At 35.8% G+C, this 15026-nt stretch carries 14 protein-coding genes; 5 read left to right on the top strand and 9 right to left on the bottom strand.

The genetic code is table 11. From position 1 onward, the window contains the following. Window positions 1–16: 16 nt before the first annotated feature. Window positions 17–952: a helix-turn-helix transcriptional regulator gene (locus BCL90_RS24145; protein WP_121287870.1), complete on the bottom strand. Its 936-nt coding sequence runs from the start codon at window positions 950–952 to the stop codon at window positions 17–19. A gap of 102 nt (window positions 953–1054) precedes the next feature. Here BCL90_RS24145 and BCL90_RS24140 point away from each other — a divergent pair, with 102 nt between their 5' ends. Both BCL90_RS24140 and BCL90_RS24135 read left to right on the top strand, forming a co-directional pair. Next, on the top strand, window positions 1055–3127 hold the full coding sequence (locus BCL90_RS24140; RefSeq protein ID WP_121287869.1) for a TonB-dependent receptor plug domain-containing protein: 2073 nt from the start codon (window positions 1055–1057) through the stop codon (window positions 3125–3127). 24 nt (window positions 3128–3151) lie between these two features. Further along, on the top strand, window positions 3152–4216 hold the full coding sequence (locus tag BCL90_RS24135) for an HmuY family protein (RefSeq protein ID WP_121287868.1): 1065 nt from the start codon (window positions 3152–3154) through the stop codon (window positions 4214–4216). Window positions 4217–4713: 497 nt separating this feature from the next. Here BCL90_RS24135 and BCL90_RS24130 read toward each other — a convergent pair whose 3' ends face one another. The 4 genes from BCL90_RS24130 to BCL90_RS24115 form a co-directional block, all read right to left on the bottom strand. Then, the gene (locus tag BCL90_RS24130) at window positions 4714–4893 is read right to left on the bottom strand and encodes a hypothetical protein (RefSeq protein ID WP_010602585.1); all 180 of its coding nucleotides are present in this window, start codon (window positions 4891–4893) and stop codon (window positions 4714–4716) included. Between the two features lie 183 nt (window positions 4894–5076). Further along, on the bottom strand, window positions 5077–5661 hold the full coding sequence (locus BCL90_RS24125; protein WP_121287867.1) for a biliverdin-producing heme oxygenase: 585 nt from the start codon (window positions 5659–5661) through the stop codon (window positions 5077–5079). A gap of 72 nt (window positions 5662–5733) precedes the next feature. Next, complete coding sequence (locus BCL90_RS24120) at window positions 5734–6153, bottom strand: response regulator (protein ID WP_121287866.1); 420 nt, start codon at window positions 6151–6153, stop codon at window positions 5734–5736. Beyond that, window positions 6154–8367, bottom strand: a complete 2214-nt coding sequence (locus tag BCL90_RS24115; RefSeq protein WP_121287865.1) for an ATP-binding protein — start codon at window positions 8365–8367, stop codon at window positions 6154–6156. Window positions 8368–8509: 142 nt separating this feature from the next. Here BCL90_RS24115 and BCL90_RS24110 point away from each other — a divergent pair, with 142 nt between their 5' ends. Next, a complete protein-coding gene (locus tag BCL90_RS24110; RefSeq protein WP_121287864.1) occupies window positions 8510–8878 on the top strand; it encodes a response regulator transcription factor in 369 nt (122 codons plus the stop codon). A 4-nt stretch (window positions 8879–8882) separates the two neighbouring features. On the opposite strand, the gene BCL90_RS24105 is transcribed toward BCL90_RS24110, so the two are convergent. Genes BCL90_RS24105 through BCL90_RS24100 form a run of 3 tightly spaced genes read right to left on the bottom strand, consistent with a single transcriptional unit; the run spans window position 8883 to window position 10253 of the window. After that, entirely contained in the window at window positions 8883–9689 is an 807-nt protein-coding gene (locus BCL90_RS24105) for a mechanosensitive ion channel family protein (protein ID WP_121287863.1), read from the bottom strand. 25 nt (window positions 9690–9714) lie between these two features. Further along, window positions 9715–9867, bottom strand: coding sequence for a hypothetical protein (locus BCL90_RS25850; RefSeq protein ID WP_166792280.1), 153 nt, complete (start codon window positions 9865–9867; stop codon window positions 9715–9717). A gap of 17 nt (window positions 9868–9884) precedes the next feature. Beyond that, complete coding sequence (locus BCL90_RS24100; protein WP_121288008.1) at window positions 9885–10253, bottom strand: SpoIIAA family protein; 369 nt, start codon at window positions 10251–10253, stop codon at window positions 9885–9887. A 136-nt stretch (window positions 10254–10389) separates the two neighbouring features. Here BCL90_RS24100 and BCL90_RS24095 point away from each other — a divergent pair, with 136 nt between their 5' ends. Then, entirely contained in the window at window positions 10390–11508 is a 1119-nt protein-coding gene (locus BCL90_RS24095; protein WP_121287862.1) for an alpha/beta hydrolase, read from the top strand. Window positions 11509–11627: 119 nt separating this feature from the next. Here the strand turns inward: BCL90_RS24095 and ku are convergent, their stop codons facing one another. Then, window positions 11628–12398 carry a non-homologous end joining protein Ku gene (gene ku, locus BCL90_RS24090; protein ID WP_121287861.1) on the bottom strand — a complete coding sequence of 257 codons (771 nt, stop codon included), beginning with the start codon at window positions 12396–12398 and terminating at the stop codon, window positions 11628–11630. Window positions 12399–12528: 130 nt separating this feature from the next. Between ku and BCL90_RS24085 the strand changes: the two genes are divergently transcribed. Then, window positions 12529–14799, top strand: coding sequence for a glycosyltransferase family 4 protein (locus BCL90_RS24085; RefSeq protein ID WP_121287860.1), 2271 nt, complete (start codon window positions 12529–12531; stop codon window positions 14797–14799). The last annotated feature ends 227 nt before the right edge of the window (window positions 14800–15026 follow it).

Raw genomic sequence — 15026 nt, 5'->3', positions numbered from 1 at the left:
CATTTGCGCTGAATGGCTAGCTTTTGTTTAAACTTCCTGGCAAAATATTATACTGCTTTTTAAAGGCAGTGATAAAGTGTTGTGCATTTTTATAGCCCACAAGAAAAGAAACTTCATTAACCGTTTTCTTTTCCTTTGATAAAAAATAATGAGCTTTTTCCATCCTGATCTTATAAAGATAACCAAATACAGTATATCCGGTTAGTTCCTTAAAGCCTCTTTTAAGCTTAAAATCATTAATACCAACCTTACGCGACAATTCCATTAACGAATTTGGATTTTGTAAATCGTACTCCACCAATCTTTTGGCCATTATAATTTTTTCTACATCATCCTTTTTCATTATGCCTGTCTGTTTCTTTGGTTTTTGATTAAAATAAGCGATAATCAATTCAAATATCCGGGCCTCCAGATACAGGCGTTTTACCCTACCTTCGTGCCTGGGATAAATAATTTGCTGCAGTATTAAACCAATTTCCGGGCTAATAGATTTCTGGATGGTCTTTTTAAGATCATTAGCAAGTTCTGCACCTGTTAACTGGCAGAAATACGCTTGTGTTAGCTGTATATAAAGGCATCTGGTTTTCCCTGCTACATTAAATTTAATCGAATTAATCAGGCCTATATTAAAGTCCTGCTCGTTTTTAGCAAGTGATAAAAAATGATGCTGGTGCCGGTTATGGCAATAATTAATCGTGCCGCTCAGGCAAAACAGAAAACCAATATGCTGTTGTGAAGATTCAAAAGAAAAACTTTCTTCCCGTTGCAGACCAATTTCAAAAATAGAAATGTGAATCCCGCTAAACCATTTTTGGGTGATGTGAAAGTTGAAATCGTCTGTTTTTAATTCAGTTACAATCTCCTCTACATCTTTAGCTCCATCAAAATTATCTGGGTAGGTGTGTTCATAAATAATTTTTCCTTCCGGATTGGTTGAGAGTTTAACTTCCATATTGATTTAATCCGTTTAGCGGTATTAATTATCCGTTTAACGTTATCTGTTTTTAGTGAATATCCACAAATTTGCATAATTATTTATAATTAGTCTAAATAAATGAAGATATATTTATCAATTGCCTTTTCGCTTTATGGGTTTGTAACTGTGGCTCAGGAAATTAAAATGGATACAGTAAAGGCAAATGATTTAAGAGAGGTAGTGATTACGGGCCAATACGGGCCGCAAACTTTGAAAAATTCGGTTTACAATGTAAAAACCATAAGTGCAGAACGGATTAAGTTAAGAGCAGCAACCAATGTACAGCAGATTTTAAATACCGAACTCGGTTTTCGTTTTAGTAATGATTTAACCTTAGGCACAACTGATGTTTCTTTAATGGGGATGACCGGCAGAAATATTAAAATTTTACTGGATGGTGTACCGATGGTAGACCGATCGGATGCCCGCGAAAGTTTAAATCAGATAGACGTTAATACCATTGAAAGGATCGAAATTGTAGAAGGCCCAATGTCTGTTGTGTATGGTACCGATGCTTTGGCCGGCGTAATTAATATTATAACTAAAAATCCTGGTAAGCAATTCCTGAGTATTCATGCGCGTGTACAGGAAGAAACAGCTGGAAAAGAATATAATCTGCTCCATGGTGCAGGTCAGCATAATCAGAATCTAAGTATTAGCTGGCAAAAAAAAGGCTGGAGTGCTTTGCTTGGTGTGTCACATAACGATTTTGGTGGCTGGAATATGGCTCCGAAAACGGCATTTTTAGAAGAATTTAATAGCTATAAAAATCAATGGAAGCCTAAAAAGCAATGGCTTGGTAATACTAAAATCGGTTATAGAAATCAAGATTTTAATATATGGTATCGTTTAGATGGGCTAAACGAGGATATTGATTCGCGTTTTGGAATAAATCCATCAAGCTTCGAAGGAAAGCTGTCTACCTATACTACCAAACGTTATACGCAACAATTGCAGTCTGAATGGAGGGTAAATGACAAATTACAGCTCACCGCTGTAGGTGGTTACACCGATTTACAACGATCAACCTATACCGTTATCCATAATTTTACAAACAACACAGAACGATTAAGCGTGGATAAGGGCGAACAGGATATCGCAAAATTCAACTCCGCTATTTTTAGGGCCACTGCAATTTACGTATTGAATAAATCAATTGTATTTCAGCCCGGAATCGAATACAATAGAGATGCAGCTAGTGGCCAGAGAATTAATGGATCGCCGATCATTAATGATTATGCAGCGTTTATTTCTGCCGAGATTAAACTTACTGGTGGAATAAGTGTTAGACCAGGATTGAGGTTTATTAAAAATTCCATTTATGATGCCCCTCCTGTAATTCCTTCATTAAATGCCAAGTTTACTTTAACCCAAGATTTAGATCTTAGACTGGCTTACGCTAAAGGTTTCCGTTCTCCAGCTTTGAGGGAATTATATTACGATTTTGTAGATGCCAGTCACAATATTTTAGGTAACCCTAATTTAAAAGCAGAAGAATCGAACAGTTTTAATGGCTCGCTGGCCTGGACCGGCGTACATGAAAAAGATTTGCAGTTCCGTTCTACCCTATCGGGATTCTACAATTTGTTTAAAAACAGGATTAATTTTGCTCAGTCTCCTACGGATAACTCCATAACCTCACTATTTAATGTAGATAAGTATAAAACAACAGGTGCTACGTTAGATAATACATTGATTTACAAAAATATTCAGGCTACACTGGGTGTATCATATATTGGCCGATACAATGATTTAAGGGTGAGCAATCCAGACCTGGAGACTCCTGAATTTGCATGGGCTACGGAAGTAAACTCGAATATAACTTATACAATTCCGAAAATAAATGGGAGTATCAGTCTCTTTTATAAATATACCGGCAGCTTACCAAACTATAAACTTATGGTAGAAAACGATCCCAACTCAGTAATACTGACGAAAATCAGTGATTTCCATACCGCAGATTTAATGCTGAACAAAAATCTATTTAAATCTTTAACCATTAATGCCGGTATTAAAAACCTTTTTGATGTTACTCAATTAAGTAACAGTTCAACCGCTACCGGCGGAGCGCATAGCACAGGTGGTGATCTTCCGTATAGTTATGGTCGATCGTATGTGCTTGGGCTAACCTATAACTGGAATAAACTTTAACAATAATAACATAATTAAAACAAGATGAATAAACTTAACTCAATGATCGCTGTGGCTTTTCTGGCCATAACATTTACGGCTTGTAAAAAAGATACCGATGAACCCATTTTTATTGCTCCACCTTCTGATGGAAGTACGTTAACACTTAGCGGATTAATTGGTGCTGAAGCTGGAAGCGCCGCAGGAAATAGTGTTTATGTAGATTTTAGTGCAGATAAACAAACTTCGATAGAACGGGATAGTTGGGATTTAGGTTTTTATTCCGGAACTGATTTTAAAGTAATCTTGAATTCAAGCAATGGAGCTTCTGCTTTAGTAATCAATAAAACAGACTTAAACGCTGTAACAATCGCCGATTTTGATCCTAATGCTTTAAAAGTTGGTCAAGGACTTGGCAACTTTACAATAGTTGATGATGGTAGAGAACCAAATATTTTAAATAAAACTGCTATTGCGGCTATATCTTCGATTGATGCAGAAAATAAAGTGTACATCATCAATAGAAAAGGTGGAGCCGCAACAGTGCTTGCTAATGAAGAGCTTTATAAAATTAGGATAATCAGAAAAGGCACAACAGGCTATACTTTACAATATGCTAAAGTAACTGAAACTACATTTAAAACATTGGATGTAACTAAAAACCCTGAAGCCAGTTTCCAATTCACCTCCTTAGTTAAAGGAATAGCTGTTACTTCAGAGCCTACAAAGGCAAGTTGGGATATTGTTTGGGGTTACAGCATGTATTGGACTAGTACTCTTCCTTATGCTTTTTCAGACCTAGTTTTCATCAATAATTTGGCTGGTGTAACAGCAGCTTCAATTGCTACCTCTACTAAAAGTTATGCAGCATTTTCTGAATCGGACCTTACAAGTGTAACCTTTTCTGCATCAAGAGATATAATCGGTTCTAAATGGAGAACTTCACCTAATCAACAAGGTTTAGGAGGTGCTGTCAATGATAAAGTTTTTTACGCAATAAAAGATGGCTCAGGAAATGTATACAAGTTAAAATTTGTAAGCTATATTTCTGGAGATGGCGGTACACGTGGTAAACCGGTAATCGAATATAAATTGGTTAAAAAAGGATAATATAAGCTAAAGCTTAAAAAAATATGTTTTGTTAGTTGGATAAAAGCTCTCCGCGATGGGGAGCTTTATCTTTTTACAGGTGTTATTAATTTATGGGCGTCATGCTGATCAGATAGCTATCGGATTTATTGCAGCATCTATACCGTAACTCTCATTAAGACCCTGAAACAAGCCACCATTGACAGACTCCAAAAAAAGGTCGTCATTGCGAGGCACGAAGCAATCTTAAAGCGCACGCTGTTAGCGATAGTTGTAAGATTGCTTCGTCGGCTGAAAAAGCCTTCTCGCAATGACGATTCCTCGCCGGAACATAGCAATAGAACCCTCTGTTCAATATATTGATTTTTATAAAATAAACTATCCCTCAGGGTGAAGATGCAAGACTTGCTAAGTGTTACACGCATATTACGGTTAAACTTCGTAAGTCTAACGAATGCTATAAACGCAAAAAGGGGCCTGGCATACCAGAACCCTTTTTGTTTCATACTCGCGAAATATTATTTTCCAGAGTTTTTCTTGTCAGTTACTTCTGCACGGATTTCTTGTGCTAAAACTTTAAGATCTTGCATTGCTTTACGCACACGAGTACCAGCAGCTGCGTTGCCAGCATTATAAAATTTTTCTACATCTGCTTCAATAGCAGCAACAGCAGCTTTAACTTTTGAGAATTTTTCCATCGCTAATTGATGTTTTTAGGGTTTAAAAAATTTATTTTTTTCAATAATACATATTTACCTTGAATTAACAACAGAAAGCAAATATTTATTTGCAATAAGTTTTGCACATTTTCACAATCAAAAAAATGCCTTTACACTTATTGCAGCCACATTTTTAACAATTCGAAGATAAAATATTAGCACTTATGCAATTTGCTCAGAGAGCTTCGTCAGGTTATTGAAGGTAAAGTTGGCACTATTTATACAGCGTTCATAATCTGCCTCAGTAACATGCTTATTTAATACAGAAAGAAATATTTTCCATTTTGCGCTCAGCTCTTCCCCGTAAACGCCATAATAATTTAGGCCATCCTCGTGGTTTTTAAAATTCGGATTGGCTAAAAGATGCCTTTTAATAACGTTACCGCCCAATGTTGCCCCTTCCAGCACATATAGTGCACCTAAAACTTCTGCAATATTTTTTTCCGGAATAAACAATTCAAAACTTAACTCTGGCAAGGTTAAGGTGCTGATATTCCAGTAATTTAGGTCTTGTTCTAATGCGCCCAGTTTTAACCGGTCCTTCATCCCCAATTGCCCAGCAATAGTTGAGTCTAAACTATTTGCGAGTGTATTTTCTAATTTCTGGTGAATGATATAATTAATAGTTAACAACTTTTTATACTGATCGGTACTTAACGTATTGTTCATAATCTCATTAACGAACATCAGGGATTCTAATGTTTTATGATTTTGTGCAGTTTCAGTTCTCAATAAATTGGAAATCATATTTGGGAGTTTATTACTAAATAAAAAAGATTCGGACTAATGCCCGAATCTATCCATATTTTTTATTCAATTTTAATTTAATTTTAAATGTTGGTTAAACCAAAAGTCGTGTACGGAATGTACACATTTAACTAAGTTTTCGTAACCGTCTGGCTTGGTAAGGTATGCATTCGCGCCAAATTCGATTGAGGCTTTAACATCGTCCGGATTATCGGATGTTGAAAACAAGATTACGGGTATGGACTTAAGGTAGGGAATATCCCGGATAAATTTCAGTAAATCCAAACCAGATAAGCCTGGTAAATTCAAATCGAGCAAAATTAATTTAGGCTTAGTTTTATTTTCCGCAAAACCCTGAAGTTTTTTCAATGCTTCTACCCCATCTTCAACTATCGTTAAATTCAGTGTATCCTTAACTTCCTGTACAGCACTTTGCATAAAAAAAGCATAATCTATATCATCCTCAACATAAAATATATCTGGTGTTTTCATTTATCTGTTTTTAAAAGCTACAAAAAAGGTCGATCCTACATTTAACTTACTCTCAAACCAAACTCTGCCATGATGTTTTTCTACAACCCTTTTTACAATAGCCAGTCCCACTCCTGATCCTTCAATCTCCTTCACATTATCCATACGTTTAAAAAGCTCAAAAACCCTGTCATAATAACGATTATCAATTCCTATACCATTGTCTTTAACCGAATAGATAATCTCCCCTTCGTCTATATACGCAGAAACTTCAATTTGGGGTTGTTCAACCATAGCAGAGTACTTTACAGCATTTCCAATCAGATTTGTAAAAACCTGCGTAATCATGGTTTTATCTCCTTTGATGTTAGGAAGTTGTCCTAAAATTAACACTGAATGATCTGCTTTATAGGCCGACCATACCTCGGTTTTGATGTCTTTAAGCAAAGATTCCATATTTACGGTTTCAAAATGAATCTCAGAACGGCCAACTCTTGCTAAATTTAAAATTTCCTTAATCAATAAGTTCATTTTATCAGCCCCGACTAAAATCCTGCTTAACATTTTTTTACCTCCCTCATCTATACTCTTGTTTTTAAGCATTAGCTCTGTATAGGTTTTAATCGAGGTAAGCGGAGTTCTCAGATCATGAGATATGGTATAGCTAAACGTATCCAGTTCTTCATAAGCAGCCTGCAGCTTCTCATTAAGTGCTCTGATTTCATTCGCCTTTTTATTAATATCGGCCACGATAATTTCGCGTATTCTCAACACAGAGGCAACTTCTTCAGCCATCCATTTTTCAGATGTATTATTAACTACCTCCGACCAGATTTCGAAAGATTTGCGTGGAGAAAGACTCATTAAACCACTTTCTGATTCAACAACGGATTTATCCGGATTTCCAGCCCAATTTACATCGGTAATCATTTCGGGTTTAAACCAAATGATCATTTCTCCCAGTTCTTTATTTATCAGACAAGAAAGAATGCCAGAGGCGATTGACTTATATTTTTTAGCCGGAGAATAGATTTCAGACAGCCGATGGGTATAATATATCGACTCATCGTTAGTTGTTTTCAACCATTCAGCAAGTTCCCTTATATCTTCTTCTAATGGTACATTGCCAATGGTTTTGAGTTCATTTTCAAAAATGACAGCAACTCCGGATGCTTTGGTCGCATCTAAAATAGTACGTTTATGGGTGGTTATAGCCTCAATTAAATATTTATCGCGTGTTAAATGCTCAGACAGGATATTCGCCGTACTTTTAAATTGCTCAATAATTTTTGCATCTTCTTCTTCCTGGCGGTATTCCAAAGCTGAAGAAAGAATTTGGCCGATTAGCTTAGCGCCTTCTCTAGCTTTATAATCAATAAATTTAGGGCTATAATTATGGCAGGCAATTAAACCCCAAAGCTCACCATGAGAAATCAGGGATATGCTAAAACTGGAGTGAACACCCATATTTTTTAAATATTGAATGTGTATAGGTGATACTGCCCGTAAACCTCCATTCGTTAAATCTAGTGCTTCGTTTTCTTTGAAGGTAATGATGGGTGAATCGGCTACGTTTACATCTGCAATTAGTCTGGTTAAATTCAGTTTATATAGTTCTCTTGCTTGTTTCGGAATATCTGATGCGGGATAATGTAAGCCAAAAAAAGACTCTAACGTTTCTTCTTTTTCTTCTGCAACAACTTCGCCATGTCCATCCTCTAAAAACTTGTAGACCATAATACGGTCGTAATTGATCAATCTTTTTACTTCCTTGGCTGCTCCCTTTAATAAGGCCGAAATATTTTTGCCCTGAAGCATAGATGAAGCTGAACGACCAATTGAACTTTGAATGTCGAACTGCAGCGTAACGGGTTCAAATTCTAATAACCAGTCGTTTTTTGAAGAAGAAATAATGAGGTAAAATGGAAGTCCGTTAATCTCGATAGGATGTGGACTAATGGCATCAAAACTTTTACGGATAATACCCAGTTTAAGCAAGTCTTCAATTTTAAACGCAGAATCTTGTTGTTTAATAAAATGATTTAACTCAAACAGTGGTTTATTTAATAAGTTTCTGGCTGGTTCATTTAAAAAATCTCCTGTATTTTCACTAATATAGGTAATGGCTGTGCTGTTCTTGTCAACAGCTATTAGAAAACCATGTGATTGAATTTTGCCCGGTATGTGAATGGGCTCTTTATCACAATTGGTTAGGTCTACAGAAAATTTAGTCATACGTATTTTTTGGCAGCATATTTAATCCTACGAATTAACAAATATAAAGCGTATATTTTAGAATGCCTATAATTTGATAAATTCGGATTTGAGATTTGTTTTTTATTATATATTTGTTTGAATTTAAAAAAATCATTCAAACTTGGCTAAGAAAAATATTTTGGTTATTGAAGATAACCATGCAATCCTGGATGTTATAACTCTTATTTTGGAAAGCGAAGCTTTTAATGTTAATGGGCTAAACAAAGGTGCTGACTTTATTAAGCATGTTCAGGAATTTAATCCAGATGTAATAATTATGGATATTATGCTCCCTGATGTTGATGGAAGGGTACTTTTAAAAGAATTAAAAGAGACTGAGGCTACGAATCATATTCCTGTATTAATGATTTCTGCCCGTTACAATGCAAGTAACTATTCATTAGATGGTATAGAAGCAGATGATTTTATGGCCAAGCCTTTTAACATTGACGAATTGATGGACAAGATTTATGCTTTACTGAGAAAATAGGCTTTTATTCAGGCATACCAGGCAATTTTATTCCCCCAAGTTTTAGGTTTTTCATTAATACTTCCAGAAAAGAGAGTTTAGTATCTGTAAATCCATGCGCATTTACCCAAACATTTATATTTGCTCTATAACCACTATCTTCTAAAGCGGACACGCCTATTCTTCGTTCCGGTGTTTTTAAACAAGGACTAAATTCATCGACAGTTTTATTGAAAATAGAAACAACTTTTTCATAATCGATTCCATAACTAAATTTAATTTCAATATCCAATCTTCTAATCCCTTCCCTGCTAATATTGATAATCACTTCATTCGATAATTTACTATTTGGAATAACTACTGTTCTATTATCAAAGGTTTTAACTATGGTGTAAAATATCTGGATTGAGGTTACCGTCCCTTCCTGTCCTTGTGCAATAATATTATCACCTACAACAAAAGGTTTTAATAGTAAAATCAATACTCCACTGGCAAAATTTTGCAGGGTACCTGATAATGCTAAACCTGCCGCAACACCGATACCACCAATAAGCACGGTTAAAAAAGTAAGCTGAATGCCAATAATCTGCATTACCGTAAGTACTAGTAAAATTCTTAAGGTAATCAGCATTAAACTGGTTAAAAAAGGGCGCAACGATGGATTTACATCCTTTCGATGCATGCCGCCCTGCACCCATTTTCCTAATAACTTAATTAGCCATAATCCTAAAAAAAGGATTACCACACCTAAAATTACAGACGGTCCTTTATCAATTATCCAATCGTAAGCTTTATCATAAAAGTGGTTGATATTATTGGCATCAGTCTTCATAAACTAAAGATTCTTCTCTAAAATATTACGGTTTTTTATGTTTAACAGGGTTGTCTTTAGATACACTTACTTTCTTTGCATCTTTAGCTGATGTTACTTTGTCATCAGCTCCTTTAGCTTTTGCATTGTCCGGTGCAGTAGCCTTGCTACTTTCTGCCGCTGTTTTAGCATTTTTCATTTTCAGTTCTTTAATAATTAGTCTTCGGCATTGAGCCAGGCTTTGGCTTCTTCTATTTCTACTGGTTTAAAACCTTTTGATTTACCCGGCGTAACTACGGTAAAAATATCAGTAAACCACTCCACTCCTTTTTCGGCACTTACTACAGCAATTTTTTTCCATTTGGCAAAATTCTGCAGGCCAGCTTTAACATCCTCTACCCATGCTCCAGCCGTGAAATTTTTCACATCAGTCTCTAAAACAAGCAAATACCTGATTTCATTAAATCGCTTAGCGGTTCTTTGCAAGCCGGTTAATAAAACACTCTTTACATCATCGCTCGTCACTTCTCCGGTAGCTCTTACGCCAAAAATGTGATCTGGTAGTCCTGTTATTTCAGTTAGCATAAAATTTCTTTTATTTAAGAACACCATAATTCACCAAGATGTTTGCTATTTAAATAAATTCTGAAAGTTGTGTCGTAAACCAAACACTATCTTACTGATACTGTTATAGAAACAATATTTATAAATAAACAATCCTATGGAGATAAATTTCTTAAAATCTTTTACGCTTGCTTGTGGGCTGGCTGTTTTACTTTCTGCCTGTACGGGGGTAACAAAAAATGAAACTGTTACAGATTCGACCAGAAGTGATTCAACACTGGCTGCAGCATTAAAACCTGCTGGCCCTGCCCCTGAATGGGGAAAAACAATAAAGCCGGAAATGCAGGTGGTTATAGAAAAACTAAGTAGTTATGGAGATAAACCTTTAGAAACTTTAAGCGCTACTGATGCGCGCAAAAACAATACACCAACGGATGCCGTAATGGATTTAATAAAACAAAATAACATTGCGGTGCCCACGCCCAAGATAGATACCATGGGTAAGGATATTGATGTTACTGGCGGCAAAATTCATTTGCGTATTTACACCCCAAAAGGAGGAAACGGACCGTATCCACTCATTGTTTATTACCATGGCGGCGGTTTCGTTATTGCCAATTTAGATGTTTATAATGCATCTGCACAAGCTTTGGCAGAGCAGGTTGGTGCAATTGTAGTTTCTGTGGCTTATCGCTTAGCCCCCGAAAACAAATTTCCTACCGCTCATAACGATGCTTTTACGGCTTATGAATGGGCTGTGAAAAACGCAGTAGACTTAAAAGCCGATCCGGCAAAAATTGCAGTTGTTGGCGAAAGTGCAGGTGGTAATTTGGCGGCAAACGTATCTATTATGGCCAGAGACAAACATATTATGCTTCCTGTACACGAAGTTTTGATCTATCCTATTGCTCAGGCGGATATGAATACTGAATCTTATAAAATGTATCAAAATGCAAAACCGTTAAACAAAGCAATGATGGGCTGGTTTAATGAACAATACCTCAACACGATGATTGAAGCGCAAGATCCAAAAATATCTCTGATTAATACCAATTTAAAAGGCCTTCCATCAACAACCATTATTACTGCAGAAATAGATCCGTTACATGATGATGGTATAATGCTGGCCGATAAACTAAAAACTTCAGGCGTTAAAGTGAATACAAGGAATTACGAGGGCGTTACGCATGAGTTCTTTGGTATGGCTTTGCTTGTACCCGAAGCAAAGGCTGCTCAGGCTTATGCCGCTGATCAGTTAAAAGCTGCTTTTAAATAGCGTTTTTTAACCACAGATGGACACAGATAAACACGGATTTTTATCTGTGTCCATCCTTAATATCTGTGGTTAAAATTTTTAGCCATAAGCAAATGATGCTTTGGTCGCTTCCAAACTAACTATGCTCCTTTCTTCGTACCCAAACTCTGCATCAATTGATCATATAAATCATCGCTTGAAGCTTTTTGTGGTTTCATCTTTTTAACGGTTGCTCGTTTTCCTTTAGCTTTTGCTTTGATAATCTTTAATAATTCATCACTATAATCATCTTTAAATGCACTGAGGTCGAATTTTGAGCTGTATTGTTTGATCAAAGCCAATCCTACATCCATTTCTTTTTTGGTAATGGTAACATCATCAACCTTATTAATTTCTGACAGGCTCCTGATTTCCTGTTCAAATCTGATTTTTGTAATTACAATTACATGTTCCATAGGATGGATTACACAAAGGTTTTCTGTGTTCCTTAATACAAACCTGGCAACACCAGCTTTGCCCGATTTCTCTAAGGCTTTTAGTAATAATCCATAAGCTTTTTTGCCTTGCTTTTCAGGCTCGGTATAATAAGAAGTTTCGTAATAAATAGGGTTAATATCCTTTATATCAACAAAATTCTCCAGTTCAATAATTTTAGTTTTTTCAGGTGCAGCCTCTTCAAAATCGTGTTTATCTAAAATAACGTACCTGTCTTTCAAAAAATAGCCCTTAACTATTTTCTCATAAGGCACCTCCTTATGTGTATTTTCATTCACCCTTATAAATTTAATCTTTGCCTGATCACGTTCATCAAGCATATCTAAATCAAGATTACTATTCTGGACTCCTGAAAACAACTTAATCGGGATATTTACCAAACCAAACCCAATCGAACCTTTCCATATTGATCTCATAGCTTAATATTTACTTACTAACAAGCGCCTAAAACAGATTGTTTTGGGTTTATTAAGCGTAAATTGAGGAAATCACAAACTATTTAGATAATGCAATGTTATTTAAGTATAAACCCTATCTGAAATACATATGAAAATCGCCTATATTTCAACCTATCCTCCTCGTGAATGCGGTTTAGCTACTTTTAATCAGAATCTGGTTAATGCCTTAAGTTTAAATCCTGCTTATGATGCGCAGAAAAGCTTTGTTGTTGCATTAAATGAATCGGATGATGTTAATGAACACGATTACCCAAACGAAGTAAAATTTGTCATCCGTCAACAAAATCAAAAAGATTATATTGATGCTGCAGATTTTATCAATAACAGTGATGTAGATAGCTGTATCATTGAACATGAATTTGGTATATATGGTGGCAATAGTGGTTTATTCTTATTGTCTTTAATTAACAGATTAAAAAAACCATTCATTACCATTTTGCATACGGTTTTAAAAGAACCTAATTTTATGCAGCAGACCATTATTAAAGAGATTGCGGTTAAATCGTCTAAAATAGTGGTGATGAGCAAAAAAGCAGTCTTATTTTTAACCAGTATTTACCAAATTTCCAAGGCTTCTATCAAATTAATAGAGCATGGAGTTCCAGATCTGGAACCTATACTTAATAACGAAATTTCACAAAGTGAACTTTTTAAAAATCGAAAAGTGCTTTTTACTTTTGGTTTAATTAGCAGGAATAAAGGTTTAGAAACGGTGATTAAAGCATTACCCAGCATTGTAGCGCAACATCCTGATGTTTTATATGTGATTTTGGGCAATACTCATCCTGGCGTGGTAAAACATAATGGTGAAGAATATCGCGATAGTTTAAAAGCATTGGCGAAAGATTTAGGCGTAGAAAATAATATTGCTTTCGTTAATAAATTTGTATCTGAAGAAGAATTACATCAATATTTAACGGCCTGTTATTTATATATTACGCCTTATTTAAATGAAGCCCAAATTACCAGCGGTACGCTATCTTATGCCATTGGCGCAGGTGCAGCGGTAGTTTCTACCCCATATTGGCATGCACAAGAGCTTTTAGCCAATGACAGAGGCAAATTATTCGATTTTAAAAATGATGCTAAACTTGCGGCCATTGTTAATGAACTCTTAAGTGATCATGATAAATATCAAAAACTAAAACAAAAGGCTTACGAATATGGATTAAATCTTCGTTGGCCAGCTATTGGAAGTGTTTATCTTAATGTGTTGAATGAGGCATTATCAGCGGAAGCCAAATCTGAAAGAACCATCCCGCCAATAATAGATGTAGAAGGGATGCCTGTACTGAATTTAAATCACATTTCATTACTAACCGACGATACCGGAATTATACAACATGCGCGTTTTGGTATTCCAAATTTGAAGGAAGGCTATTGTATTGATGACAATGCAAGGGCCTTAATTATGGCAATAATGGCTGTAGAGCAGGGTAAAAACCCTAAAGCTTTAAAATTGATGCCCGTATATTTAAGCTTTATTCAATATATGCAGACCGAAGATGGAAATTTCAGGAATTTCCTGAGTTTTAACCGCAATTATCTGGATGAAATTGGCTCTGAAGATTCTTTTGGCCGGACCATTTGGTCATTGGGCTATTTAGTTTGCAGTGCACCCAACAATTCTTACCGTGAATTCGGCAGGGAATTATTTTCGCATGCTATTCCCCATTTCAGTGAATTAAAATACCTCCGAGGAAAAGCAAATACCATTATTGGTTTATCCTATTACCTGTGTGCTCATCCTGGTGATGAGTTAATTACAAAAGAAATCAATTTGCTGGCCAATTCATTAATGGCATCATATCAAGACAATAAAGATGGCGACTGGCATTGGTTTGAAAATATTCTTACCTATGATAATGCAATACTTCCTTTGGCATTGCTTCATCATTATGAAGTTACCGGGAATACTGCATCTTATAAAATTGCCATGGAAAGTATTGAATTTCTAAATAGCTTTTCTTTCGAAAATGGATATCTAAATCCTGTCGGCAATGCCGGATGGATGAAAAAACATGGTAAAAATCCTATTTATGATCAACAGGCTATAGAAACGATGGCGATGGTGTTATTGTATGCTAAAACTTTCGAGGTGACTAAAGATGATCAATATTTGAGTTTAATGCATATCAGCTATGAGTGGTTTTTAGGAAAAAATAGTTTACATATTCCTTTGTACGATTTTGAAACACATGGTTGTGCAGATGGGCTACAATTTAACAGTGTAAACAGGAATCAAGGTGCGGAAAGTACTCTGGCTTATTTCATCTCCCATTTAGCCATATTAAAAGCAGCAGAAGCAGAATATGAAACCTTGTCTTCCCCCTTAGTGGAGGCAGATAAATGTAGCTAGAGATAGATTTGTCCTGGAAATATTAAGGCTGGTTCAGAAGCGAACCACCCTTTTTTTGTAGTAAAAGCCAGGTCATCCTTAAATTGGCTCAGATGACTTAAGTGGTCAATATTATTTTGAAAATCAGGGTTTGGCACGCTTCGGTTACAGCAGTCCTGCTATCTCTTCATGTCCTCACTCATGCTTCGCTCCGGGCTTTTCGTTCTATCAGGTTTATTTAAATTTGC

The organism is Pedobacter alluvionis (assembly GCF_003664035.1).
GTDB lineage: Bacteria > Bacteroidota > Bacteroidia > Sphingobacteriales > Sphingobacteriaceae > Pedobacter > Pedobacter alluvionis.
The sequence above is the reverse complement of the archived record's forward strand: the minus strand, read 5'-3'. Positions and strand labels throughout refer to the sequence as shown.